Raw genomic sequence first — 26,585 nt, forward strand, 5'->3', positions numbered from 1 at the left:
ATCTGGAGCGTGATGATGTTGGAACAGATAAACTTACTCGATGGACTCAATGAACCGCAGCGTCAAGCTGTAACCACAACACAGGGACCCGTGTTGATCCTCGCGGGTCCTGGTAGCGGCAAAACGCGTGTCATTACACATCGTATTGCCTACCTGGTCCAGCATGAACACGTCTCTCCCTGGCATATCCTGGCCGTGACCTTTACCAATAAGGCCGCGCGCGAGATGCGCGAACGTATGGAGAAACTGGTGGGGGTGAGCGCGTCGAAAGACATGAGCATTGGCACCTTCCATGCCATTTGCGCACGCGTGCTGCGTATGGAGGCCGATGCGCTCCTGCCCCTGGGCCTGAACAAATCTTTTGTGATCCTGGATACCGACGATCAGCTTTCCCTGGTGAAGCAGGCCATCAGAGAACTGAACCTGGACGAGAAATTATATCGTCCAAACGCTATCCACGGCCAGATATCGCGCGCAAAGAACGAGATGCTTGGTCCAGACCAGATGGCGGAGCAGGCCCGCAAGTATAGCGAAGAGGTGGCCGCCCGCGTTTATAAGGTGTACCAGCGCTTGCTACGCGCCAATAACTCCGTCGATTTTGACGACCTGCTGATGCTTACCGAACAGCTTTGGCGGCGCGAGCCAGAAATTCTGCAACGCTATCAGCGCCATTGGCAGTATATTCATGTCGATGAGTTCCAGGATTGTAACCTTCCACAATATAAGCTTATTCGCTTGCTTGGCAGCGGGACTGCCGATCGGCAAGAGGGGCTGAGAAATGTATGTGTTGTTGGCGATGATGACCAGATGATTTATACCTGGCGGGGTGCCAGTGCCGAGAACGTGGTGCGCTTCGAGCGCGACTTCCCACACACAAAGGTGATCTTGCTGGAGCAGAACTATCGCTCGACACAGAACATCCTGGATGCCGCCCAGGAGATTGTACAGCAGAATCGCCTGCGCAAGCAGAAGAATCTCTGGACCTCGCAGGGACAGGGCGAGAAGATCACCATCTACGAGGCCTTTAACGAAGAGATGGAAGGCCAGTTTACCGCGCATGAGATCATACGCCTGCTGGCGCGTGGAGACGTGGGAGGACGCGGCGATATCGCCGTGATGTATCGCACAAATGCCCAGTCGCGCGCCCTCGAAGAGCAGTTCCTGCGTATGAATATTCCCTACAAGGTCATCGGGAGCCGCAAGTTCTACGAGCGCAAAGAAATTAAGGATATGATCGCTTACCTGCGCCTGCTGGCCAATCCGCATGATGACCTGAGCTTTGAGCGGATCGTGAATGTGCCTAATCGCAAGATCGGACCGAAGACCATTGGCGAATTGAAGAAATGGGCTAAGCAACAGGGGATTTCGCTGTATGAGGCTGTTCAGCGTGTTGAGAAGCATACAACGCTGGGAACCGCCGCCCGCAACTCGCTCCAGAACTTTAGTAAGCTGATCGTAGGCTTGCAAAGCGCTGTTGAAGAACTCCCGCTTCCCGAACTGTTGGATCGCATCGCTGAACGTACAGGCTATGGACCTGAGTTGCGTGCAAATGCCGAAGAGGAGCTTGATCGCTGGGCCAACGTCCTTGAATTGCGCCGCGTGGCCGAGGATTATTCAGAGATTGAGACGCCGGTCGCGCTGGAGTTGTTTCTGGAGAATGTGGCCCTGGTAGGCGGGGCCGACACGGCACAGACAAGCGAGAATGGTGCGCTTGTCAACGAAGAGCAGAACGACTCGGTGACGCTGATCACTCTGCATGCCGCCAAGGGTCTGGAATATCCCGTGGTGTTTATCGTGGGTATGGACGAGGGTTCACTACCGCATTCGCGCTCCATTAATACACCGGAGGAGCTAGAGGAAGAACGTCGTCTGGCATACGTTGGCTTTACACGTGCCATGAAGCGTCTCTACCTGGTTCGTGCGCGCCGGCGCTCGCTCTGGGGCGAGACTCAGTATACAGAGCCATCGCGCTTCTTGAGCGATATCCCTCTCCATCTACTCAGTCGTCCCGGCCTGGGGGCCGAGGATAGCAGCCGCTCAAAGCCGTCCGTTGATGGCGGTCATAATAGTGGCGTACAGGTCAATCGTCGGCGTGCCCCCTCCTGGGAAGATGAGTTTAACCAGGACCCTTATGGCGATGAGGGTGGGCGTGTCTTTGGGCGAGGCGATAGCTCTAGTTCTGGTGGACGCCGCTCGTCAGGGACAGGAAATGAGATCTATGGCTCCCCGCAGCGTACAGGCGAGCCTGGTCTCACTGGCCGTGGCGCATCGTCCTCGGCCCGCCCAGGAAATACATCCAATACGCGGCCACCTGTACCGCCTGCTGGCAAGCGGAGCGAACCTGCCAGCCTCAAGCCTCGGGACCCACAGTTTAAAGCGGGCGACCGTGTGCGTCACGATAAATTTGGTGAGGGGCTGGTGCTAAAGAGTGAGATGGAGGGGCCGACCGAGTATGTAGAGGTCCAGTTCCAGGGGAGCGTCGGCAAGAAACAGCTCAGCATGGACTTTGCGCGCCTCAGTAAAATCTAACAAGCGGAGGGTAATAAAGGGAGAGTGAGGGTCGAAGACCCTCACTCTCCCTTTATTACCCTCCGCTTGTAGTAAAGCCGCATAAAAATGACATTAAAAAAAGAAACATCGAGCATATTGGCACGATTTATTTGACAATGACACATTGACGGTTGTAATATAGCAAGCGAGACAGTTCTCATTGAGCTGCTTTGATTCTCTATCGGAAGCGCCCTTGCTTTCCCTAGCGAGAAAGGTAGAGTCATGCCGCCAGGTGATGAGTCCCATCAAATGCCGCGGAGGAAAATACGCTCAAGTTCTTTGGAGTATTCGACGACGAATGATTCGAGTCCACGGAATACACGAATCGAAGGTCGATATACTACAGGTTCAAGATTTAATGCAGTGGATGATATACTTGAGGATTCACGCCCTCACACCAGCGTTGTACGTTTAAGCCAGCAACCCTCTCAAGTAAATCGAACCACGGCAGCAAGTTTTCCCACAACGACTGTTCCGCAGCGCCGCCAGGCAGCAACCACCAATGATTTGCCTCGTCAAGCTCCACGTACCACCACCTACCAGCCTCCCAAGAATGCTCCACGTCAGCCGAAAAGGAACGCCGCTTCACGTCCATCGGCTACGCATCATCGCATTCACTGGCTTCTTCCCCTGGGTGTTGGTATGCTGGCTATGCTCGCCATCTGGATTACTGGTTCCTGGGCATTGGCGTGGGCACATCAAGTTTCCGACGATGTGCACTATGGGAACCCTCGTACCTATCAAGTCGATGCTGTCGTTGGTCATGGAACCGACGCGACGACGCATCCCAGCCATTTCGTTGCCATTAACCTGAATCGCCAGGCAGTGGTCTTTGAGATGGTTGCCGGTGATCCCGCCAAGTCGATAAGCTATGTGGCACCTATCTATATCGCTGGCGATGGAGGCGATAAGGCACCTGTCACCCTGGAATTTAGGGATGTCAACGGAGATAGTAAGCTGGATATGATTATTCATATTCATCTACCTGCCCAGGAGCAGCTCTCCGTCTTCCTTAATGATGGGAACAAGTTCCGCCCCTCCACCAACAACGATAAAATTCACCTATGACAGGCACACGCTTTTTTGTGGCGTGCTTGTACACAAGAGAACGCGGATTCTACCTGGTCGTATAACTCTATCTTTCCCTTACCAGGTAAGAACCCGCGTTTTTGTTATTTTAAGGAATCAGGGTGTGTGATGGGAGGCTGGCTCCGCCAGCCTCCCATCACACACCCTGATTCCTTAAAGCGTCTCAGACGCTCTATCTCCATATCCTCCTGGATAAGCCGCATAAGCAATTATGGCTATTTTTTAAAATGCCGATATATCCCTATTGACAAATGCTATGACGTTCTGGTAAATTTATGACTAGAAAGTCAAACTTCTAAGCTTAAGTCAAACTAAGGGATAGATGGTCATGTTTTAGCTTGTTTGGTCAATCTATAAACGGCTGAGGCGTGAGATACTTCCCTGATTAACCTGGTTAAGCGTTGCCACCTGAATGACAACCCTATAACCGTATGTCCTGCCATCACTGTGCAAGGTTCCCTTTTGGGAGGGCCTTGTGCTATGCGTGACCTATGAGCGCTATAAGCATTGCACCTATCGCTTCAAGGTTGAATCTGCGGTGATATCTGCGAGCTAGAAGCGCTGTAATGGTAACGCAAAGGAGGTTCTCGAATGCAAGTTCCTGCCCCGGCTGCAAGGCGGGAAGGAGGTCTCCCTTATAAGTGGATCGTGGCTTGTGTGGTGATTTTTGGTACCTTTATGTCTATCCTGGACAGTACCATCGTCAATATCGCCATTCCACGCTTACAAAGCGCCTTTGGAACAGACCTGAACAGCGTGCAATGGGTGTTGACTGCCTATACACTGGCTCAGGGTGTGGCCACTCCGCTTACGGCCTTTTTCGCTGATCGTATTGGTATTAAACGTTTTTATATCCTGTCTCTGGTTGGCTTTACGCTTGGTTCCGCTCTTTGCGGTATCGCCTGGAGTCTGCCTGTTCTGATCATTTTCCGTATCTTCCAAGGCGCGACGGGCGCCTTCTTGTCGCCTCTGGCGATTACCTTGCTCTATCGCGAGTTTCCACCGCAGGAGCGCGGTACTGTGATGGGTGCCTTTGGCGTGCCAATCCTGATTGCTCCTGCCATTGGACCAACGATTGGCGGCTATATCGTCACCTACATCAACTGGCAGTTGATCTTCTATATTAACTTGCCTATTGGTATTGTAGGTATGCTGATGGCTATCTTCTTCTTGCGCGAGGGAGAGATTATTCGCAACAAAACCTTTGACATTCCTGGTTTCCTTCTCTCTGCCATTGGCCTGGGCCTCCTGTTGTATGGCCTCTCTGATGCCAGTACTGATGGCTGGCTCTCGGGACCTGTGCTTGGGACGCTGGCTGGGGGCACTCTACTACTGATCCTCTTCATTTATGTCGAGCTCAGTGCCGCTCGCCAGGGGCGTCAACCTCTGCTTGATTTGACGGTATTCGCTGATCGTTCGTTTACCACCAGTAGCATCGCTAGCCTGTTGGTGACTTTCTCGCTGTATGGCGGACTCTTCCTGGTCCCGGTCTACCTGGAGAACCTACGGGGCTTGAGCGCATTTGATGCGGGCCTGGTTCTCTTGCCACAGGCCTTTGCCTCTATGTTCACGATGCTTCTCGGAGGACGTCTGGTAGATAAATTTGGTGTGCGTGCGATTGTCATTCCAGGCCTGCTCATTATGAGTGTCGCTCTCTGGCTGTATTCACTGTTGGATCTCTATATTCCTATTGGCCAGTTCCAATGGCTGCTAATCCTGCGTAGTTGCGGTATAGGGCTGTGTATGCAGCCGCTCATGGTTTCGGCCCTATCCAATATTGAGCCGCGCCGTCTCTCGCAGGCATCTTCGGTGAGCACAACACTTCGTTTCGTTGGTAGTTCGCTCACAATTGCTATTCTGGCAACAATGGTGCAGAGTCAGAATAAAATCCATTATGCTCATCTCGCTGAGCGCGTCACAGCAACCTCTCCACTTGGGACGCTGGTTGTGATGCTCCAGGGGGCTTTGATGGGCAAGGGCCTCTCGGCAACCGCAGCTTATGCCTACGCGCTGAAAACGATCGGTGGTTTGCTGCAAAGGCAGTCTTACATGCTTGCTATGCAGGATGGTTTTCGTTTGAGCTTCTACCTGGCGATAGTTGCTATCTTCGCGACGTTCTTTGTCAGTGGCGCGAAGAAGAAAAAGCCTGCTCAAGAAGAGGCTTCAATGAGCGAGGAGGAGCGCGCTGAGGCTGAAAAAGCTCGCGAAGAAGCTTCGCTCGCCATTTAATCTCATACACTGTTCTTCTATAGAACAAAACAGCACATTTATTCATCAGCATTTATATACCTAAGGAGGATACGCACGTGCGTCGTCTCATTCTTGTTCCCATCCTTGTTTTCGTTGCGCTCCTGGCTATCGCGGGCGCCGCAGGTTACTGGGTCTACAATAGCTACTACTTCTACTCTACCGATGATGCGCAGATCAGCGGGCAGATTCTTAATATCAGCAGCCCCCAGGCGGGTCAGCTGACCGACATGAGCGTTAAGCAGGGCGATAAAGTGACCGCCGGAGAAACTATTGGCACGATCTCTACCGTCTCGCAGACGGGCCAGAAGGTAAGCGTGAACCTGACCAGCCCTATCGATGGTACAATTGTGCAGGAGAGCGGAGTCGTCGGTCAGAGCGTCACCCCGGGTGCGGCACTGGCTCAGGTGGTTGATCTGAGCAAGCTAAATGTTGTGGCTTATATCGACGAGGGTCAGCTCAACAACATCAAAAATGGTCAGGATGTGGATATCACCGTCGATGCCTACAATGGCGATTCGTTCACCGGCCATATTGATCACATCGTTCAGGCGACCGCGGGCCAGTTCTCCCTGTTGCCCTCGACGGATATGTCCAGCGGCAACTTCACCAAGGTTGGTCAGCGTGTTCCCGTGGTCGTTACCCTTGACACCAATGGTGGGCATAACCTGGTTCCTGGCCTGAGCGCCGAGGTCAAGATCCACCTGCACTAAGGTGTCCCTGCCTTCTTATGCGGAAACCAACGCCACTGTCGTGGCTAGCGCTCCGCGCTCAGGTTTCCGTATAGGCACTTATAACCTGGAAAGGAAGTTCGCATGTTAATTATTGGAGGCCTGATCGTCGTCGCCGTGCTGGCGGTTGTGGGAGCTTTTCTCCTGGCACGCGGCGCTGGTCAGGAGACGGGGGCAACTACACCTGTTCCCGCACCCGTCGCGGAGCAGCCTGCGACTCCAGCGCCAGCGGCAACGCCGCAGCAAGAAGTTGCTTCGGTCGCGGATGCGCCTACGGTCTACCAGGACGCGCAGACAGGCGACCTGAACGCTTCGCATCCCTATCCAACGCCCAGGGCCGCGTATACCGATCCTGCTACTGATTTCGCGGGTGCGCAGTCAGGTGAGTATCTCAATGTCTCTTTCCCGGTCTTTGCTCTGCGCCAGGAAGTCCATATGCTTCAGGCACAGGTCTACCAGCTTTCAGAGCATCTCCAGGTACTCAATCAGCATGCTCGTGAGATTGAGCAGCGCCTGAGTCATGTGCATGAGATGCTGCCTCCAGGTGAGCAGGAAGAGACGGCCAACAGCGCATTGGATTCACGAAACTCTTTTTCTGAGGGCCATACCTACTAACCTTATAGCGCCAAAGCTTGTGCCCCTATCGAGAGATAGGGCACACCGGAGAACTGGTTTCCCATACGTGGTGAGCCAGTTCTCCTACCCATCGCACTAGCCATCCATTTAGGGAGCATTCTCATCTATAGCCCTTATCTTCACAACGGCGTGAAATGTAATATTGAAGTACGTCTTTGTATAGACCGCTACATTACGTACGATCAGCCCCCATGAACAATAGGGGTGCTGCTTTCATGCTTCATTTTTGCTCTACACTGGAGGGAGCCACATGCATGAGCCTATACCTGCGCTCTCGCTTAAAGAACGTCAGCGTCAGCAGCGTAAAGCACTTATACTCCAAGCAACCGAAGAAGTTTTGCTGGAAAAGGACTACTATGAATTATCAATGGATGAAATCGCTGCTCGTGTAGGTATCGCTAAAGGCACGCTCTACCTCCACTTCGCTCGTAAAGAGGACCTGGTTTTGGCCATTCTGGAGGAGCAGCTCCAGGGCATCATTCAGATGTTGCAGAGTATTGTTGCTACTCCTGGTTCGGCTCAGATACGCCTGGAAAAGATTCTCAAGTCAGTCTTTCTGAGCCTGCGCGGCCAGAGGGGGCGCCTGCTCTATGCACTCTTTGGCGCCGTTGAGCTACGCTCTATTCTCAAAGAACATCATCGCTCAATGTTCGATCAGCTCACGTCCATACTTATGGGACTTATCGAAGAGGGGAAAGCCAGTGGCGAGTTTGATCCCTCGCTTCCTAATCCCATCATGCTCCACACTTTTACCAGTATGCTCGCCTCGTATTCTTTTAAACGTTTGCTGCTCAGCGAGGCGATAAAGCCAGAGGAGCTTGTGGAGTATGTCAGCTTAATCTACTTTCGTGGTATTGCCAATCCAGCTTCTTCCTCTCACCCCGAAAGACGCTGCTAACCCCCATTCGGGGCAAGCGCACGCGTCTACATATACAGGACTTCTCGCCACTGCGTGGCTCGCTGGGTCAGGGTGTGATGGGAGGTGGGAGGCTGGCTTTGCCAGCCTCCCACCTCCCATCGCACCCTGACTCACGCACCCTGACCCACACACCTTGATTTCCTTTTGATATTTTTTCTGGCTTCGCGTTTATCCGGGTAGGACGCGACTCTTGAGGTAATGCTCTTTGTAGTCACACCTGATATTGATGTTGCTATTTTTGCTCTTCCAAGATGAAGAAGGTAACGCTGATTTTTAGAAGGAAATCATATGCGAACCTGCCCCAGTTGTCGGCAAACGGTGTCTATGAGCGATGATGTCTGCGAGAATTGTGGTGCGATTCTCACGCAGATTACGGTTGCGCCACGCCTGGCCACAACTTCTCAGCCCACAGCTGCGTCGCTGCATTCAGCGCCTGTGGCAACTGTAACCCCTACGGTTTGTCCAAATTGTAAGTCCGCACTCCAGCCTGGTGATGATGTTTGTGAAAACTGCGGATTGGTTGTGAGTGGCATCTTGTTAGCCAGCACCTCTCGACCTGTCTCCAGTACCACCGCCCAGACGAGCAACCTGTGCCCTCGTTGCCATAAGGCGCATAAGAGCAATGCTCGTTTCTGCAATGGTTGCGGCTATCACTTTCCTGATCCAGTGTCTGCACCCGCGACCTTTGCCAGCATGGTGAGCGCTCCTCAGACCGACCCGCTCTCGCGCCTGAGTGTGGGCCAGGTCCTTAACTCAAAGTATAAAATTGTCAAGGAGATTGGCGCGGGCGGAATGGGAGCCGTCTTCCTGGCGGAGGATACTGTGCTGAAGCGCCAGGTCGTGATCAAAGCTCTGCTGAGCGAAGACGATCCGGATATGGTGGAGCAGAGCGTCAAGGAGCGCGAGTTCCTGGCCGCGATCAAGCATGCGAATATCGTATCGATCTACGATTTCATCACGATGAATCGCAAGGGTTATATCGTCATGGAATATGTCCATGGCCAGACGCTGGAAGACTTGCTGCTGGCGCGTGGCAAGCCTCTACCTGTGGCCGAGGCCATTGGCTATATCCTGGACATCCTCCCCGCCTTTACCTACCTGGCGAAGCTGGACCTGGTCTATTGCGATTTTAAGCCCCAGAACATGATGGTCGAGCTATTAAAAGATGGCAACCAGGTCGTGAAATTGATCGATATGGGCACGGTTATTAAGTATGAGCCACGGCCGAAGGATGTGTATGGAACGCATGGCTTCTATGCCCCCGAGGCGGTCAAGCACCCTTCGTCCCAGACCGATCTCTACTCTATCTGTCGTACGCTGGCCTACCTGGTCTCCTTGATGGACCTGGCCAATCCCATGTTTGGCATGCCCATTGTTGAAAACTATCGCATCTTTCGCGACTATCCCGCGCTCTATCGCTTGCTTGTCAAGGGAACGCACAGCAAGCCAGAGCAGCGTTTCCAGAGTGCCGATGAACTGGCCGACCAGTTGCGTGGCGTTTTACGCCAGATTGTAGGTGGCAAGGCCAGCGAGCCTATTGCCTCCAGACTCTTCGCCCCCGGCATTCTGACGACTACAGGTAAGCTTGGGTTTCGTGGCGAAGCTGCCCTCGATGAGCGTGATCCCGTGATTGATACACTGCGTTATGGTGACCAGGCGTTACGGGCTGGCAACTATGTTGGTGCACGAGGTTTCTACAATCAGGCCACGCGCAACAACCAGCGCAGCCTCGATGCTCATTTGCGCCTGGCCGAGGTGTATATCGACCAGGGAGAATATAGCCTGGCTCTCTCAGAGGTCACGCTGGCTCAGCACCTCTCCCCCAGCCACTGGAAGCTCTCCTGGTATACCGGACGCTTACTGGAGGCTCAGGAACGGTATACCGAGGCCGCTGCTCAGTATCGCGAATTGATAGCTGAGTTGCCCGGCGAGCTACCACCTCAACTGGCCCTGGCGCGCGTAAACAATCGCATGCAGCAGCACCAGGCGGCAGTAGATCTCTATAGTGCTGTGTTGAAGGCTGATCCCGCCAGTACCGAGGCGGTTCTCGGCGCGACCGATTCCCTGATGAAATTACAGCGCTGGAGTGATGCCGCGACACTTCTGGGTGGTGTGAACGAGGCGGCGGCTCGCTATATCGAGTCCCAGCTCTTGCTCATCAACATCTACATCCAGCATATGCAGCCTGTAGATGAGAAGAACGTGCAGAAGGCCACGACCGTTGTGACTGCCCTGGAGGGGCGCACCGAGGACTCGCGCTACTTTCTGGCTCGGGGACACGTCTATCGTACGGCCTGGGAACTGGCGAAGCGTGGCGCACTCGCGAAAGGCGCCAGCCTTCCCGGCGTTAGCGCTTGTTCACCGCGTGTTCTGGGAAGCGCCGCTGAGCACGGTTACAAAGAGTACCTGCGCCGCGCCTCACATCCCGCCGACCGTGAGCAGGTTGTGAAGTATCGTCTCCAGGTTGCGCCCTGGCGTTGGTGGTAAGAGACGCAACGAAAGAAGAGAAGGACATCCGCTATGTTTAGCTTACGTGCATATCAAAACCCCTACCTGCAAGTGGGCCAGAATACAATCCAGGCCGTTATCTCCCTGCATGTCGACGATAATGCCCAGTTCACACCTGCTCCCCTCTCGCTGGCCCTGGCTATCGATCAATCGGCCTCGATGCATGGAGCGAAGATGCAGGCCGCGCGCGAAGGTGCGATCCAGGTTGTGCAGGCCCTCGACGAGACGATGCAATTTATGCTGGTCTCTTTTAATGATGTCTCGCGCCTGCTCTTTGGCCCTGCCATGGGGACGAGTGCCAATAAACGCAGCGCCATCGCTGCCATCCAGCGTATTACGGCGACGAATGGAACGCGCATGAGTACCGCGCTCAATATGATTGCTGAGCATCTGGGACGCGATCAGTCACGGGCTCGTAAGATCTTGTTCTTGACTGATGGGCGTAACGAGGGCGAGACGCGCTTCCGTCTCAATGAGGCGGTGGAGCGCTGTCGCGTGGCGAATATCAGTATTAGCGCCTGGGGCGTGGGTACGGATTGGGATGCCAGCGAACTGCGCCATATGGCCGACAGCACCCATGGTAGCGCGGACATTATTCCCCAACCCCAGCAGATTATTCCAGCTTTTACCCTGGCCTTTAACGAGATGCGCAGGACCGCGATTACACATGCCACGCTTGATCTATGGTCGCCTGTTGGCGTGAAGATCACGCGTATACAGCAGGTCTATCCTTCCCTGGCTGAATGCCAGCTTGAGGGCGATGGCGCGAATCCACGCCAGATGCATGCCTCGCTTGGCTCCCTCTCGATGGGTGAGCAGCGCGATTATCTACTCAACCTGGAGATTCCTGTGCATGATCCCGGCCAGCCTTTTCTGATGGTGCGCCCTAGCGTTCGCTACCTGGTTGGTGGTGGGACCGAGCAGGTGCAGAAGAGTACTCAGGATGGCTGGGTCTTTGTCGAGTGGACCGAGGATCTCAACCTGGCGGCCCAGGTCGAGGAGCATATCGCCCACTATACGCACGAGGAAGAGCTCTCCGATGCGATCAAGCAGGGACAGGCCGCGCTGGTCGCTGGCGATGTCGTGCGTGCGACCAAACTGCTGGGCGAGGCCTTGCTTATGAGCGAGCAGAGCGGCAACGAAAAGATCACACATCTGCTCTCCAACCTGGTCTTGCGCGACGATAAGGGAACAATTCGCCTCAACCCTCATGTCGATGCCGTGGCGCGTAAGACGCTGGCCATCAACACAGGACGCACCTCTAAGCTCAAGTAGACCCTTGCTTTACGCAATTGGGAAACACTCTATAGGAGAACGTGTATGGGTCGAACATGAGGCCCATGCTTGAAGGAAAAATAGATCATGGCGAAGCAGATGGGGCAGATAATGACCCCTATTCAAAGGCGGCACCTGCGCCAGCCAGTAGCCGCTTTCTGGGTGTAGACTGGGCGCGTTTCTGGCAATGGCTAGGTGGCACATACAAAGGAAAGTTTTCGACCCTTGCCAGTTGCCTGTTATTACTGGCTGTCATCCTGGCCCTTGTATCCGCGCAGGCAATTTCGCGCTCCTCTGATGATCTGATGACCATTGCTCAAGGAAGTGTGCCGAGCGTAGATGCCGCACAATCCATGTCACAGTATATTGAAGATATCGATGCCAAGGCCGCCGACTACCTGGTGACCGCTGAGCTGACGCAGTATGCGAGCTGTGTCCTGCCAGAACAGCCACGTACGACCTACTCCTTGACAGTACATGACTGTGATGATCAGACCATCAGTTCCGAGATGCTGCTTTTCAACCAGCAGCTCTACCTGGCGGCGCATAATGTGACCTATCCGGGCGAGCGCACCGCGATTGAGCGGATTATGGCAGGCTCCCAGGAGTATATGGCTGCGATCGAGCGCATGCGTACCGAGTACATCCAGGCGAAAGATAAAGGTGATGCCAGTGATCCACACCTGCAAAATGCCTGGAAGGCTTACCTGGATGCCAGCCAGGTGTTGCATACGAAGATTGGTTGGCAGTTACCGCAAGATAGCGATGGGCATATCATCTTTCCCGAGGCGAACCCACCTGTTTGTACACTGACGAGTCAGGGCGACAGTGTTCCGGCGGAGCAGTGGGCCGCTGGCAGTATCGAAGATAATATTACCTGCTTGAATAACATCAATAAGACCTCTCTGGATAATGCCTATGTGGATACGCAGAATTTTTTGAGTGGAACCTTTGCCCTTCTGGTGCTATTGTGTGGCCTGCTCACGTTGCTCTTGCTTTGTGGCTCGATCTATATGGCCGTGACAACGCATCGTGTGTTTAATCTTGGTCTGGTACCGGCTTTCCTGGTGGGCCTGGTCTTGAGTGCGAACCTGCTCTCGCTCTTTGGTACCATGATGGGCCAGCACGGCTCCTTTGGTCAGGCCGTGAAGGATGATTATGACAGCGTCTACTATGCCGCACAGTTGAAGCGTTACGGCACGATAGCCAACGGCGATGAGTCGCGCTGGCTGATCTCGCTTAAATTCAACGACCAGGAGCAGGCGCGACACTGGCAGAACGATTGGGAGCTGAACATCCGCCAGGTGAATACGTTGATCAGTCACGCTCAGCAGAATCGTACCTGGCCCGAGGAGGACCAGCCTCTGGCCGATATGAGCCAATACTGGAAGAGCTACACCGATATCGATACGCGGATTCGTACTACAGCCAAAGACCAGAACGACGATCAGCGTATCGCAGACGCTGAAATGCTGAGCACTGGCCAGTCCAACGATACTTTTAATACCTTCAGTAATGCAGTTGATCGCCTGAGCCAGGCTAATCGCTCCCACTACGACGGGACCGTTGCTAGCACGCAGAGCGAGCTCTCGCTCTATGTACTTTTGTGCTCGATTCTCTTTCCGCTGGTCGGTGTTGCCTCTGTCTGGGGCATCGGTCGTCGCTTCAGAGACTTTTAACCCCGAGTCGATAAGCCTGACGCTGAAGTGGGCAGACAAAAGGCGACGGCTGTGTTTCACGTGAAACACAGCCGTCGCCTTTTGTCTATCTACTGCTGCTAGATGTCACTCTCAATATATTGGTGTCGGCCTCCGTGGAAGATGTCTTCATAGTGCTCAGAGACGCGTTCCTGGGGAAAGAAGCGTAGCATATTTGTCGCGAAGAGGGCGAAGACACCCCAGTCCAGCCCGGCATCCAGGGGAACGCCCAGGATATTGCCAATGACTGGCAGGATGGTTCCCGCCAGGATGACCTCCGCGTCGGGGATGAGGAGGAGCGCAAGCAGGAGTGCCACGGTCCCACCAAACGCGAATTTGCGGAACACTGGCACGCGCCTATCCGCCATCAGGCGCTTGATCAGTCTCCCTGTTTTTACGAAGTGGAAAAGGATCTCAAATCGCTTGGGATGGCGTAATAGGCGTACGGCGTGCTTTTTTGCCTGCTCCCGGTAACTGCCTTGTTGCATCATGCCTTGCTCTCCTTCTTGGCGCACCTGCTGTTTTTCCATCTGGGCAGCTCCAGTAATTCCCTTCTATATAATAATACGTTCCAATGCACCACTTAGTTTATGGAAAATGGAGTAAGACAATGGTATGAACGTATGGCGCGGGCGAATACTCGCGCCATACGTTCATACCATTGTCTTATTAGTGGCCCATCCAGGTTGGAATGAGGAGCTGCAAGGCGTAGACGATGTGCCAGATTGTCAGGCCTAGCGTGATCAGGGCCAGAAAGATATGAAGCGCGCGCCAGTAGCGCAACACATAGCGGTAGAATTGCTCTTTTTGCAGGGCCTGTTGCACAACTTGCAACTCGCGCATCTGTCTCTTAAGGTTGGAAGCTTGTTGTCCTGTTGCGCCTGAGCGTGGTTGTAACTCATATGGAGTCTCTTCAAGGGTGATATATGCCAGGTCCCATGAAGGAGGAAGTGATATGCCTGCAAGGGAGCGCTCGCGGAAGGCCTTCGCTGGTATACCATGCAGACTCTCGCCAGGTCGAGCATCGCCAAAGAGGATTCCAGCCAGGCTAAGGCTGTTCGGGTTATTGTGCGCCTGTTGCCTGGGATCGCGCTCTTCCGTCAGATTTTGTAATTTCTGCGTGATACGTTCAATTCTATCCTCGCCTGAATCTGTTAGGGCATTGCGTACCTCGCGCGCAATGAGCCGGGGAATGATGCGATCCAGGACTTTGCCGACTATGCCACACATGACCAGGGCGAGCATGCCGTATAAGGCATATGTACCCGAGCGAGGATTAAAATTGCCGAAGCTATGCAGGATAAGGAGCCCCAACCCCATCAGGCCAAAGCCGATATGCCAGTTGAGGGCCGCGTTAAGCTTTCCTATAGCTTTGCGGCGTGTCCGGCGCGTCAGGCTATAGCTAATGGCGGCAAGCAGAAAGCAAGCTATGCCGCCAAAGGCTAAGGCATAGCCCAGGAGACTGTCCGGCGAGTTATCCGTGCTGAAGCGTCCCCACCAGAGGTAAAGTCCGAGGCCACCACCCAGCACAAAAAGCGCGAAAAAGAAACTGCCTACCCATGAACTGTTCATATAGAAGAAAAGCAAGGGATAGCCATGCGCCCCTGGCTTGTTTGATTGCATCGGCATACGCATAGGTTAACCTCTCCAATCGTCGCGTATTAGCCGCACTTTGAGCCACATCATCATTGCGTCACGATGCAATCCCACCGGACAGGGTGAGACGCAGGCTCCACACTGGTAGCATGTCCTGGCAAAGCGGGCAACGGCAGGCGAGATGGCTCCCGCTATGGTCTCGTGATTTAAGCGATCTATGGTGATGGGTTCAGCCAGCGCGGGGCAGGCGAGGAGACACTCATTGCAGCCGATGCAGGCATTAATCTCTTGCATGACTTGCGGCCCTGTCTTATGGAGTAGGACTGGCTCTTGCTTAAAGATCTTACTCAACCGTTACCGTCCCTTCTTGTGGTTATCTGATTTCGCATATGACCAGAGTGTACGTGTAGCGCCTGTTTGTCCACTTGAATGCTTCGTCTCCGGCGTTTTTGGCTGTTTATTTCCCTCTACATGGTAACGAAGACTGGGTAATCTACTCTGCGTAATTCCTAACAGGGGGGCTGGATTCCGGGGGGGATCCCCCTGCTGAAGGTTTTCTTCTTTTGCCTTTCTGCTATCCTTCTGTGCAGACGGCGAAGTTTCCAGGCTGGGAAGTTTGCCACTGAAGGCATCTAGCTCTTCTTCCCAGACTATAGATGGGCGTGATTGAGGCAGGTTGCCGCTGAAGGCATTGATCTCCTCAGGCAGGCCAACCAATGAGGGAGGCAGGGCTGGCAGATTGCCGCGGAAGGGATCAATCTCGCTCTGACCATGACCCACCAGCCATGATGAGGGATCGGGTGTCTGGGTATACTTGTGAGCATCTGGCGTTTGCCCGGGGCGTGTTGACCGCGTTCCATGCTGGGAGATCACTACGGGCGCTACCTCGCCCGTATTTTTTTGTATCGCCTGGCCAGATATGCGTGGGTTCTGCTCTCCTCTTGCTAGTGGCGCGAGAGGACTGGTTTCTCGCGCTTTATCTTTGGCGACGGGCTGGATCCGTTGTAAGGGACCCGTTGTGCGCGCTGGCGGAATCAGTGGACCACTCTGCCCCGGTTGCGGCATGCTGATGGCTTCTTGTTTTCTCGCCTTGACGAGCGGCTGTTTGCTGGTAAGCATACTGCGGGCTGTCTTGGTTTCTACCTGTGAGAGGTAGCGTCTGGCGTCAAAGTTGCCCTTCAAAAGCGCGCGTGTGATGTCTTGAGCGGGATGGCCCTCCTCAATGATGCGTTTGACGGCCAGGCTATCTGGCTGACTCTGACCCAGCGAGAGGTAGCCAACGAGCCTTTCGCCTGCGATGGCAAGCCTGCGATAGCCGCCCTGGCTCTTATCTTTGAGGATCTCTATGCCGCTGCCTTTGGCCAATGGGTCACCAACGGTTAGCATGGAGAGATCGCCGACATGCGTGGCATGCCAGGCGATGCCGAGCGGCTGTTTTGCCAGGTCTTCGCGTCCCGCTAACATCGCCCCTGCCAGGCGACCCTGGAGCACTGCCGCGTACCATTGCGCTCGAGGAGCATGCTGGCCCGTTTGAGGATTGGGGAGTGCGGCGACATCGCCTGCCGCGAAGATATTCGCCACATTGGTTTGCATAATATCGTCTACAACAATCCCATTCTGAAATTCAATCGGGATGGTGCTGCGCCTGGCCAGTGTCTCCGCAGGCTTTGTGCCCGTACAGATAAGGACCATCTGGCAGGAGAGCATCTGCTGCTGATTGGTAATCACTCCTACAACTGCTCCCACACGACCCACAACACCAATGACCTCGGTCTCGGTATGCACCGAGGCACCAGAGCGCCGCATGCCTTCCAAAATAAGGTCTGAGGCCTCCTGGTCCAGAGTGCGCCCCATAAACGTGGAGCCGCGAATGAGCCAGTGGACATGAATTCCCCAGTGGAGGAGCCCCATAACGGTTTCTACGGCGTGCACTCCTCCCCCAACAACGACCGCCTCGCGCACCTCTGGCAGGCGTCTGCGCAGATCGAGATAATCCTGTAAGCGGTGGAGTGTCAGAACGCCATCGAAGTGGCGCCCGGGCATGGTCTCGGGCAGACCGAGGGGGGCACTTCCAGTCGCAATCAAGAGCTTGTCGTAGCCAAAGGCACGTTTATCTGCCAGGGCAAGGTACTTGCTATTAGCATGGATCTCCTCTACTCGTGTAGTGACGATGCGAATATGCTCCTGGCGCTCGGTCCCCACAGGATAGGCCAACAATTGCTCGCGCGTCAGGCGCCCGGTCGCGTATTGCTTAAGCGCGGGCGTGTTGATCGTTGGATGAACTTGCTCGGTGATCATTACAATTCGCTTCTCTGGCGCGTGCTTTCTTGCCTCTACCGCGGCGGTCAGGCCAGCAATGCCATTGCCGACTATCACGATATCTGCTCGATCCATCTATGGCTGCTCTCTTCCTACCTCTATCCTTGCGCTGTGGCTCAAATTAGTGTGCTGTCCTTCCATCTGCATGATGGTGACTTCAATCTACATAAAGCGCCAGGAGCTGCTGCGCTTCTCCCTGGTGCTCTGGCAGAGTCTGGTAGTAGACGTCGGTCGTGGCTTTCTCGGTAATATGCCTGCGTATGTGGGCCAGTGAAGCGTTACACCCGGTGCCACAGCGAAAATGAAGCACATGGCCATCACTTACACGCAGGAGGAAATCCTTCTCGGATCCGGTCAGACTAACAATTTTTCCCTGCGCATGTTGTGTCGCCCCAGCCGTTATCTGTGCGCTTGCGACCTGTGTTATCCCTAGTACCAGCACAGCCGCTATTCCTACGAGCAATAAGACGCATAGTGCCGCCTTCCCGCGATTTAACCAATTCATGCCAGCTGGCTCCTTCCCCATAAAGTGGTAGCACTATATTTCCCAGGTGGCTTTATACATACCTCAAGGCGTTTCTTTAAAATGTGCAATGCGCCAGGAAGTAAATCTTTACTTTAAAATATATCTATGCATACCCTGGTTGTATTGTACCCCAAAGAAGAGATGCAATTCAGTAGACATGCCTTAAATTGGGCTAAATGTCTTATCCTGTAAAACACATCTTAACCATGTTTGACGCTTTTAGAGAATTTGATGTGAGCGAGGAGGAGGTAAGTGATTAAATTATTTATTAGCCTGTACTAGGATGGCCTGGACGAGGGCCTGATCCTGTTCTTCGAGGACGGTGCGCGGGTCAAAGAGCAGTGTATCGCGCGAGATGCGGGCGATGACAGGCAGGCGCTGGGCGCGCAGGTCGTTGGCTATCTCTTCCAGGGACCTGGCGCAGTGGAGCTGTTCCAGGGTCAGGAGGACGGTTGGCAGGGTCTCGGTGGGGAGCGAGCCACCACCGACTGTTGATTGCCCAGCCTGGCGCCGGGCGTTTATGCCCTGGGCCTTGAGCTGCTCGATCCAGCGATCAACGCGAATCCCTAACTGCTCCGGGCGAGCCGCGATCATGCGCCAGATGGGGATGTGGCGCTCAGCCTCGCCGCGCTGGTAGTGCTGGAGTGTGGCCTCCAGTGCGGCGAGGGTCATCTTATCGATACGTACGGCGCGCATCAGGGGGTGCTTCGCCAGGCGTTGCATGACGCTCGCCTTCCCCACCAGGATGCCTGCCTGCGGTCCACCCAGCAGCTTATCGCCCGAGAAGCAGACCAGGTCGACTCCTGCTTTGATGCTCTCCTGGGGAGTTGGCTCATGCGCCAGGCCATAGCGCTCGCTCGGCAAGAGGCAGCCGCTTCCCAGGTCGTGCATGACCAGGAGTTTATGCTCATGGGCGAGGGAGACCAACTCATGCTCGGGGGTCGCTTCGGTAAAGCCGCTGATCAAGAAATTACTTGGATGTACTGAGAGAAGCAAGGCTGTCTCGCCGCTGATAGCGTGCTTATAGTCGGTGATACGTGTACGATTAGTCGTGCCGACCTCAACTAATTGACAGCCACTCTGGCGCATTACATCTGGTACGCGAAAGCCGCCACCGATCTCCACTAATTGCCCACGAGAAATAATAACCTCGCAGCCCTGGGCAAGAGCGCTCAGCCCCAGCAGGACAGCCGCGGCATTGTTATTGGTGACCAGCGCCGCCTCGGCCCCTGTAATCTCTCTCAAGAGCTGGCTAACGTGGCTATGCCGCGAGCCGCGCTCTCCCGCAGCGAGATCGTATTCTAAATTGGAGTAGCCACTTGCGACCTGGCGTACCGCCTCCAGAGAGGCGGCACTCATCGGCGCGCGCCCAAGGTTTGTATTGATAATCACTCCGGTCGCATTAATCAGGGGACGCAGGTGCGGTAGCTCTCGCTCCTGGAGGTAGTGCGTGGCCTGCGCAAGCAAAGTTGTGTGTGGGGGACAGTCCTCCCCACGGAGAATCGACTGGCGTGCCAGGGTGATACTCTCACGAATAGCCTGGACGGCCAGGGGATGTGAATAGCGTGCGACCAGGTCCTGCCCGCTCTGTGTGTGCAACAATTCATCCACAGAGGGCAAGAGACGCAGCTGGCTCTGATATAGTGACATGATCGGCTCTGCTCCCATACAGTTCAAGCTTTAGAGCGTTCATATGGCTCGGCTTGGCGCTTTGTTCTATGCTCTATATAAGGTATACGTCAGCAAGAGAAGGTATGTAAAGAGGTCTGGTAGGTGGTGTGGTGCGCCTGGGCAGCTTGCGGTTGCCCAGGTGCACCACACCACCTACCAGACGAGCGCCGCAGGCGCGAGGTGTCACGCTATAAAATATGCTTAGGAGTAATGAGTAAACGAAGAGAAGACACGAGCTAATGGAGCGAATAGTAGTAGGTAATTGCCAGGCTATTGGCGACCTTGGCCATAATGGCACGCATATCGGCGTCATGCAGACGGCAGATGGCATACTGGTCCGCCATGAGACTGCGCAAGACAGGATACATCAGCTCAGTCTTCACCAGGCTATCGGTATCAAGGAGGGGATAGTCACGCTTGAGAAGAAGATGGTGGTAGGGGCGCAACTTGCCACGATATGAAGTCAAGGCAACAACGTTGATCGCCCCGGCGTGACGACAAAAAGGTTCAGCGGATACCACAAGTGCGGGATGCCAATCGAGAATACGCTTCTCCTCAATACCAGGAGGCAGCGAGGGATAACCAAAGTTCACCCAATAGACCATGCCAAACTGCACAGGCGTTTGATAGGTCAACTCTTCCGGTGCAAGGTCAGGTGGATGGGGCATAGCTTATTCTACTTGTACTTTTTCTAGCTAAACGAACATTCTCGACAAACAATGATAAATCTTATTCCGAACCCCATCCCCATTTGGGGACAAGCCTTCACTGGCGTGTCTAGCGCTTCGCGCTCAGGGTTTTCGGATCAGAAGTACTATGGGCGGGCTAAAGCGACGGGTGCAAACGTTACTGCTTCATTAGGCTCCAACTGGCTCTGAAAGCAGGCGGCGGTGAGGGACCAGGAACGTGCTACAAGACCTAAGCGCTCCTCGCGTTCGTCCTGACTCTCTTCTTGCAGGGCAAGAGCTATGAGTTCCATTTCCTTTTGATACTGTTCCATGAGAAAGGAAGAACGACTGAAGTCACAATTCGTTGCCATAGCACTTTACCTCATAATTCCAAGTCATAATGCCAGTCGAAACCAGCCAACGACAAACTAACCGGCTGTGTTACTACTGGTTAGTGGATGACTAAGGATAACTGCGGAAGGAATAAAAGAATTTTCTCCAACGTTGGGAATTATACCAGCAAATTGAGCAAGAAGCAATGCTTTTGCCTCTTATTTTTTAAAATTTGCTTAGAAATACTTTACAAATTCCTTACGTTTTCGTGCTCATTCTCTCCCTCTCCTGACACACATTGGCTCCTTTTGGAGCCAGAGATAGGCCGGGTCGTGTATGTCCCTCCTCTCACCCGTTCTTCCTACATAGATCGAAGAACGTTCGCTATAAGAGGAAGAGGTGACCTTATTGCAGTAGCGCCGAGCGTGCTTTCACACCCACTCTTCTCTTTTTTCGTGGCGGTATTCTCCCCTACTTTGTTTATAACTCCGGCCTCATAACGAATTTTTTAAATCTTGGCAGAACTGATAAAAAAGTGCTTGACATCGCTATGAGGGTCGGCTATAATACGTCACGTCGACCGGTTCAGAATGACGGCGACAAAACGGTGTGATTTCTAGGGATAATTCCTAATAGAGAGTGACACCACCTGGGCAGTTACCAAAGTGGCCAACTGGGACTGACTGTAAATCAGTTGCGAAAGCTTCGGAGGTTCGAATCCTCCACTGCCCACCAAGTCAGACCTCTCCTGGTCTGTCTAGCCCGTGTGGCGCAGGGGTAGCGCACATTCTTGGTAAGAATGAGGCCATGGGTTCAAATCCCATCACGGGCTCCGTGGTTTCTAGATGAAACCGCCGGGCACTTCCGCAGCGCTTTCATCTTTATAAGATTCCGCGTGAACGTACTAAAAGCTTTTGCTGCCGTCTTCTGAATTGATCAACCATTCCCTTCCCGTTGGTAGAATAAATAGGAAGATATTTTCCAAGGAATGCGATCAAATATCAGGGGGCGGCTGCTGCATGTTTACACCCATTGCTATCTGATCGCAAGAGGATTGCAAAGGAGCCTCATTAGGAAATGGCAAAGCAGAAGTTCGAGCGTACAAAACCTCACGTTAACGTGGGTACGATTGGTCACATCGACCACGGCAAGACGACCCTGACCGCGGCCATCACCAAGACCCTGGCTGCCGCTCAGCTTGCTAAGTACACGGCCTTCGACCAGATCGACAAGGCCCCCGAGGAGCGCGAGCGTGGTATTACCATCTCGATCGCGCACCTGGAGTACCAGACCGAGAAGCGCCACTACGCTCACGTGGACTGCCCCGGTCACGCTGACTACATCAAGAACATGATCACCGGTGCCGCCCAGATGGACGGCGCGATCCTGGTCGTGAGTGCTCCTGATGGTCCTATGCCTCAGACGCGCGAGCACGTCCTGCTGGCACAGCAGGTTGAGGTTCCCGCGATGGTGGTCTTCCTCAACAAATGCGACATGATGGAAGACGAGGAGCTGCTCGAGCTGGTCGAGCTGGAAGTGCGGGAGTTGCTCTCGAAGTACCAGTTCCCTGGCGACGATGTTCCTATCATCCGCGGTTCGGCGCTCAAAGCTCTGGAGAGCAAGGGCGACCTCTCGCGCAACGACGAGGCAGCCAAGTGCATCTGGGAGCTGATGGATGCGGTGGACTCCTACATCCCCACGCCTCCTCGCGCGACCGACAAGCCGTTCCTGATGCCAGTGGAAGACGTCTTTGGCATTAAGGGTCGCGGTACCGTGGCCACGGGTCGTATCGAGCGTGGTATCGTCAAAGTTGGCGAGAACATCGAGATCATTGGTATGAAGGAAGAGACCCGCACCGTGGTTGTCACAGGTGTGGAGATGTTCCAGAAGACGCTGGATGAGGGCCAGGCAGGTGACAACGTTGGTTGTCTGTTGCGTGGTGTTGAGCGTACGGACATCGAGCGCGGCCAGGTGCTGGCCAAGCCGGGCTCGATCAAGCCGCATAAGAACTTCCTGGCGCAGGTTTACGTCCTCTCGAAAGAAGAGGGTGGCCGCCATACGCCATTCTTCAACGGCTATCGCCCTCAGTTCTACGTTCGTACCACGGACGTGACGGGATCGATCAAGCTGCCCGAAGGCGTGGAGATGGTTATGCCTGGCGACAACATTGAGATGACGGTCGAGTTGATCCAGCCGGTCGCGATGGAAGAGGGCGTGAAGTTCGCCATCCGCGAAGGCGGTCGTACCGTCGGTGCTGGCATCTGCACCAAGGTTCTTGCATAAGATCAATTGGTTGTAAACGCATGGGCGCTCCAGCAGCAATGCATGTTGCGCCCATGTTCTTTCGCAAACAAAGCAGATTCAGTGCATCCTCTGCAAGCCAGGCAACAAAACGGAGAAAATCATGGCTAAAGGCAAAGAAAATCGCATTGTGGTCACGTTGGCTTGCACAACCTGCAAGAGCCGCAACTATACCACTGAGAAAAACAAGAAAAACAATCCCGACCGTATGGAACTGCGCAAGTTCTGCACGACTTGCCGGGAACATGTGCCCCACCGCGAGACCAAGTAAGATAGTAGAGTATGTGTAGGTTAGCACCTATGCTAGCGCGCATGTACAGTTGCTACTGATCGAGAAAGGCTGAACGTGGCAAACAAGATGGCCGAGAAAAAAAGAAATACTAGCCGGAGTCAGATGGCTGAGGCGAAGGTGAGCGGTAGGGAGAAAGAACAGCCAGTTAAGAGCAATAAAACACCCGTGACAACAAAGGTAGCTACTCGTGATCGTGGCAAAACCACGCGTCGCGAGCAGAGAGGCAATTCTACGTGGGCCCGCTTCCGTAATACTGCCTTTGGTGGTTTTGTTGTTGACTCTTATTACGAACTCCGCCACAAGGTGACATGGCCCACCTTTGAGCAAGCTCGCAACATGACTATCGCTGTTATCGTCATTTCTTTAGCGGTTGGGTTGTTTCTGGGGTTGGTTGACCTGGGTTTGAATCAAATTTTTGTGCTTATTAACGGTAAATAGCTTCGTCACCTGGCGACCAGAAGGGGAGAGCCGTGTTTACTGAACATACCAGCGAGAATGACCAGCCAGATACTAATGCCGGTGCTACTACCGAAGAGCGTGCCTGGTTTGCGATTCATACTTATTCCGGCTACGAAAACAAGGTGCGTAGTCACCTTGAAGCTCGTATTGCTTCCATGGATATGCGTGGAAAGATTTTCCGCGTCATTGTGCCCATGGAGGAAGAAGTTGAAATCAAGCAGGGCCAGCGCCGTACGGTGCAGCGCAAGGTCTTCCCTGGCTACGTGCTCGTGGAAATGATCATGAGCGACGAGGCCTGGTATGTGGTGAGAAATACACCCGGCGTCACGAGCTTTGTCGGTTCTGGTAATAAGCCTGTGCCCCTGCAAGAGCATGAGGTCAAAACGATCTTGAAGCAGGTCACAAAAGAGACTGAGAAACCCAAGGCCAAAATCAGTTTTTCCAAAGGTCAGAGTGTTCGCGTTGTCGATGGACCCTTTGCGGATTTCATCGGTACGGTCAGTGATCTCAATATGGATCGTAATAAGGTCACTGTACTGGTCTCTTTCTTCGGTCGCGAAACGCCTGTAATTTTGGACTTTTTACAGGTCGAGAAGATTTAGGTGCCTCTCGAAAACCTGAGCGCGCAAGCGCTAGTCGCGAGAGCGGCGTTGGTTTTCGTATAAGGAGGTTGTCCCTTGTGGGCAACTAAATCAGCAGGCCGTTCATTCATAGGTAATTCTTGAGGAGTTGACATAGGTTATGGCAAAGCGTATTAAAGCTGTCGTTCGCCTACAGATTCCGGCGGGCAAGGCAAACCCGGCGCCCCCAATTGGTACAGCGCTCGGTCCTCACGGCGTCAATATTATGATGTTCTGTAAGGAGTACAACGCGCGTACCCAGGATAAGGCTGGCATGATTATCCCAGCTGAAATCACCATTTACGAGGACCGCTCGTTTACATTCGTAATCAAGACTCCGCCTGTCTCCTATCTGCTGAAGAGTGCAGCAGGCGTCGAGAAAGGTTCCGCGGTTCCCAATAAGACCAAAAACGGCTCGATTACGCGTGAGAAGCTCCGCGAGATCGCCGAGTTGAAGATGGTAGACCTTAACGTAAACAGTGTCGAGGCGGCTGAGCGCACCATTGAAGGTACCGCCCGCAGCATGGGTATCACCATCGGTTAGTTCACGATTCACTACCCATCGTAGACTAAGCATTGGCCCGAAAGTCACTGCGGTTGTAGCCTCAAGGAGGGCTTAAAAGAATATGGCAATCAAAAGGCATGGCAAGAAGTACTTGGAGGTCAGCAAGCTCCTGGAAGCGGAGAAGCTGTACGAGCCCAAGGAAGCTGTCGAACTCCTCAAGAAACTAAATTACGTTAAATTCGATCCGACCGTCGAGGTCCATATGAAGCTTGGCGTCGATCCCCGCCACGCTGATCAGATGGTTCGCGGCGTCGCGATGCTTCCCGCTGGCACCGGTAAAGAAGTCAAGGTGCTGGTTTTCGCCCAGGGCGAAAAAGTCAGTGAGGCCGAGACCGCTGGCGCGGATTTTGTTGGCCTCGATGACCTGATCAAGCAGATCGAGGGCGATTGGCTCGGCTTTGACGTCGCCATCGCTACCCCCGATGTCATGGGTAAAGTTGGCCGTCTCGGTAAGAAACTTGGTCCCCGTGGCTTGATGCCCAGCCCAAAAGCTGGTACAATCACTTTTGACCTCGCTAAGACGATCCGCGAAGTCAAAGCTGGCCGCGTAGAGTTCAAAGTCGACAAGACCTCGCTCCTGCACATCCCTGCTGGTAAGTTGTCGTTCAGCGAAGATGCGCTGATGTCGAACATTACATCGGTGATCGACGCAGTCGTACGTGCCCGCCCATCTGGCGCGAAGGGCACCTATGTGAAGAGCGTAGTCCTTACGTCGACGATGTCGCCCAGCATTCGCCTGGACATCCCGACCGCCCTGGCGCTCAAACCTTAACAGACAAAAAGATACTTCGCAACCGAAGACCGCAAGCACACGTGCTGTGTTGAAATGATGCCCCTGGCATCGGCTTGCCGAGGATTGCGCGTCTCCATGAAGATTCTCCATGCGTACTCGCTACGTGTGCGCCTGAATTCATGCCGAGAAATACGCGGCTTTCCTCACGCCTTCGGTTGCATCCCGAAGGCTTTTTTCATGCCTCGCGCGAATATCTCGCAAGGCGTTTAAAAGATAAAACATTTTTTAGGAAAGGAGGGAGAGCAACATGCCAACGCAAGCAAAGGCTCAGATGATCGAGGAGTTAACCGATAAGCTGGGTCGTGCGACGATTGCTATCCTGGTTCAAACTCAGGGTCTCTCGGTCAAAGACATGAACGACCTGCGCAAAAAGATGCGCGCCGCCAATGTCGAGTTCCAGATCGCTAAGAATACCCTGTTGCGTATCGCGAGCGAGCGCAACAACATGAATGAGCTCGATACGAGCATCTTCAATGGTCAGACCGCCGTCGCTTTCGGTTTCGACGACGAGGTAGCAGCCGCTAAGGCCGTCGTTGATTATACCGGCAACTCCAAGGTTGTCGTCCTTAAGTCTGGCATCCTGGGTGGCCGCACGCTGTCTTCCGAGCAAGTTGAAGGCATCGGCAAGATCAGGGGTGGCAAAAACCAGACCAAGGCTGAGGTAGTGGGCACCATTCAGGGTCCGCTGTCCAATGTGTATGGCTTAATTAGCGCTCCCATGCGCGAACTGTGCTATGTCCTACAGGGTCGTGCTGATCAACTCGGTGGAGCTTCCGCCGAATAAAACTGT

General features: G+C 53.9%; 24 protein-coding genes and 2 tRNA genes. 18 read left to right on the top strand and 8 right to left on the bottom strand.

Going from position 1 to position 26,585, the window contains the following annotated elements; translation table 11 throughout:
- Window positions 1-12 precede the first annotated feature (12 nt).
- The 9 genes from JMJ04_RS09630 (at window position 13) to JMJ04_RS09670 (ending at window position 13,634) form a co-directional block, all read left to right on the top strand.
- Window positions 13-2,529, top strand: a complete 2,517-nt coding sequence (locus JMJ04_RS09630; protein ID WP_201370309.1) for an ATP-dependent helicase — start codon at window positions 13-15, stop codon at window positions 2,527-2,529.
- 384 nt (window positions 2,530-2,913) lie between these two features.
- Window positions 2,914-3,618, top strand: a complete 705-nt coding sequence (locus JMJ04_RS09635; protein WP_201370310.1) for a hypothetical protein — start codon at window positions 2,914-2,916, stop codon at window positions 3,616-3,618.
- A gap of 612 nt (window positions 3,619-4,230) precedes the next feature.
- Window positions 4,231-5,868, top strand: coding sequence for an MDR family MFS transporter (locus tag JMJ04_RS09640; RefSeq protein WP_201370311.1), 1,638 nt, complete (start codon window positions 4,231-4,233; stop codon window positions 5,866-5,868).
- A 77-nt stretch (window positions 5,869-5,945) separates the two neighbouring features.
- A complete protein-coding gene (locus JMJ04_RS09645) occupies window positions 5,946-6,599 on the top strand; it encodes a biotin/lipoyl-containing protein (protein ID WP_201370312.1) in 654 nt (217 codons plus the stop codon).
- A 102-nt stretch (window positions 6,600-6,701) separates the two neighbouring features.
- Window positions 6,702-7,232 (top strand): hypothetical protein, encoded by a 531-nt coding sequence (locus JMJ04_RS09650; protein WP_201370313.1) that lies wholly within the window; start codon window positions 6,702-6,704, stop codon window positions 7,230-7,232.
- Window positions 7,233-7,503: 271 nt separating this feature from the next.
- Window positions 7,504-8,151 (top strand): TetR/AcrR family transcriptional regulator, encoded by a 648-nt coding sequence (locus tag JMJ04_RS09655; RefSeq protein ID WP_201370314.1) that lies wholly within the window; start codon window positions 7,504-7,506, stop codon window positions 8,149-8,151.
- Window positions 8,152-8,460: 309 nt separating this feature from the next.
- Window positions 8,461-10,659 carry a protein kinase domain-containing protein gene (locus JMJ04_RS09660; protein WP_201370315.1) on the top strand — a complete coding sequence of 733 codons (2,199 nt, stop codon included), beginning with the start codon at window positions 8,461-8,463 and terminating at the stop codon, window positions 10,657-10,659.
- 33 nt (window positions 10,660-10,692) lie between these two features.
- Entirely contained in the window at window positions 10,693-11,955 is a 1,263-nt protein-coding gene (locus tag JMJ04_RS09665) for a vWA domain-containing protein (RefSeq protein WP_201370316.1), read from the top strand.
- A 65-nt stretch (window positions 11,956-12,020) separates the two neighbouring features.
- Entirely contained in the window at window positions 12,021-13,634 is a 1,614-nt protein-coding gene (locus JMJ04_RS09670; RefSeq protein ID WP_201370317.1) for a tetratricopeptide repeat protein, read from the top strand.
- Between the two features lie 98 nt (window positions 13,635-13,732).
- On the opposite strand, the gene JMJ04_RS09675 is transcribed toward JMJ04_RS09670, so the two are convergent.
- The 8 genes from JMJ04_RS09675 to JMJ04_RS09710 all read right to left on the bottom strand — a co-directional run bounded on the left by JMJ04_RS09675 (window position 13,733) and on the right by JMJ04_RS09710 (window position 20,803).
- Window positions 13,733-14,143 (bottom strand): hypothetical protein, encoded by a 411-nt coding sequence (locus JMJ04_RS09675; protein ID WP_201370318.1) that lies wholly within the window; start codon window positions 14,141-14,143, stop codon window positions 13,733-13,735.
- 178 nt (window positions 14,144-14,321) lie between these two features.
- Window positions 14,322-15,281, bottom strand: coding sequence for a hypothetical protein (locus JMJ04_RS09680; RefSeq protein WP_201370319.1), 960 nt, complete (start codon window positions 15,279-15,281; stop codon window positions 14,322-14,324).
- A 9-nt stretch (window positions 15,282-15,290) separates the two neighbouring features.
- On the bottom strand, window positions 15,291-15,599 hold the full coding sequence (locus JMJ04_RS09685) for a 4Fe-4S dicluster domain-containing protein (protein WP_201370320.1): 309 nt from the start codon (window positions 15,597-15,599) through the stop codon (window positions 15,291-15,293).
- A gap of 3 nt (window positions 15,600-15,602) precedes the next feature.
- A complete protein-coding gene (locus JMJ04_RS09690; RefSeq protein WP_201370321.1) occupies window positions 15,603-17,642 on the bottom strand; it encodes an NAD(P)/FAD-dependent oxidoreductase in 2,040 nt (679 codons plus the stop codon).
- Window positions 17,643-17,724: 82 nt separating this feature from the next.
- Complete coding sequence (locus JMJ04_RS09695) at window positions 17,725-18,072, bottom strand: hypothetical protein (protein ID WP_201370322.1); 348 nt, start codon at window positions 18,070-18,072, stop codon at window positions 17,725-17,727.
- A 282-nt stretch (window positions 18,073-18,354) separates the two neighbouring features.
- On the bottom strand, window positions 18,355-19,743 hold the full coding sequence (gene selA / locus JMJ04_RS09700; protein ID WP_201370323.1) for an L-seryl-tRNA(Sec) selenium transferase: 1,389 nt from the start codon (window positions 19,741-19,743) through the stop codon (window positions 18,355-18,357).
- 257 nt (window positions 19,744-20,000) lie between these two features.
- Window positions 20,001-20,432, bottom strand: coding sequence for a type II toxin-antitoxin system PemK/MazF family toxin (locus JMJ04_RS09705; RefSeq protein ID WP_007913369.1), 432 nt, complete (start codon window positions 20,430-20,432; stop codon window positions 20,001-20,003).
- Between the two features lie 146 nt (window positions 20,433-20,578).
- On the bottom strand, window positions 20,579-20,803 hold the full coding sequence (locus tag JMJ04_RS09710) for a hypothetical protein (protein WP_201370324.1): 225 nt from the start codon (window positions 20,801-20,803) through the stop codon (window positions 20,579-20,581).
- 613 nt (window positions 20,804-21,416) lie between these two features.
- Here JMJ04_RS09710 and JMJ04_RS09715 point away from each other — a divergent pair.
- The 9 genes from JMJ04_RS09715 to rplJ all read left to right on the top strand — a co-directional run bounded on the left by JMJ04_RS09715 (window position 21,417) and on the right by rplJ (window position 26,579).
- Window positions 21,417-21,500, top strand: a tRNA-Tyr gene (locus JMJ04_RS09715).
- A gap of 25 nt (window positions 21,501-21,525) precedes the next feature.
- Window positions 21,526-21,597: transfer RNA gene (locus tag JMJ04_RS09720), tRNA-Thr, on the top strand.
- A 245-nt stretch (window positions 21,598-21,842) separates the two neighbouring features.
- Complete coding sequence (tuf, locus tag JMJ04_RS09725) at window positions 21,843-23,048, top strand: elongation factor Tu (RefSeq protein WP_201370325.1); 1,206 nt, start codon at window positions 21,843-21,845, stop codon at window positions 23,046-23,048.
- 118 nt (window positions 23,049-23,166) lie between these two features.
- Complete coding sequence (gene rpmG, locus JMJ04_RS09730; protein ID WP_085954412.1) at window positions 23,167-23,337, top strand: 50S ribosomal protein L33; 171 nt, start codon at window positions 23,167-23,169, stop codon at window positions 23,335-23,337.
- Between the two features lie 75 nt (window positions 23,338-23,412).
- Window positions 23,413-23,796: a preprotein translocase subunit SecE gene (gene secE / locus JMJ04_RS09735; protein WP_040444271.1), complete on the top strand. Its 384-nt coding sequence runs from the start codon at window positions 23,413-23,415 to the stop codon at window positions 23,794-23,796.
- Window positions 23,797-23,828: 32 nt separating this feature from the next.
- A complete protein-coding gene (gene nusG, locus JMJ04_RS09740; protein ID WP_201370326.1) occupies window positions 23,829-24,419 on the top strand; it encodes a transcription termination/antitermination protein NusG in 591 nt (196 codons plus the stop codon).
- A gap of 139 nt (window positions 24,420-24,558) precedes the next feature.
- Window positions 24,559-24,981, top strand: coding sequence for a 50S ribosomal protein L11 (gene rplK, locus JMJ04_RS09745; RefSeq protein WP_201370327.1), 423 nt, complete (start codon window positions 24,559-24,561; stop codon window positions 24,979-24,981).
- Between the two features lie 82 nt (window positions 24,982-25,063).
- Window positions 25,064-25,774 carry a 50S ribosomal protein L1 gene (gene rplA, locus JMJ04_RS09750; protein WP_201370328.1) on the top strand — a complete coding sequence of 237 codons (711 nt, stop codon included), beginning with the start codon at window positions 25,064-25,066 and terminating at the stop codon, window positions 25,772-25,774.
- A gap of 268 nt (window positions 25,775-26,042) precedes the next feature.
- Window positions 26,043-26,579 (top strand): 50S ribosomal protein L10, encoded by a 537-nt coding sequence (gene rplJ / locus JMJ04_RS09755; protein WP_201370329.1) that lies wholly within the window; start codon window positions 26,043-26,045, stop codon window positions 26,577-26,579.
- Window positions 26,580-26,585: the final 6 nt, after the last annotated feature.

Source organism: Ktedonobacter robiniae, from assembly GCF_016587375.1.
In the GTDB taxonomy this organism is placed as follows: domain Bacteria; phylum Chloroflexota; class Ktedonobacteria; order Ktedonobacterales; family Ktedonobacteraceae; genus Ktedonobacter; species Ktedonobacter robiniae.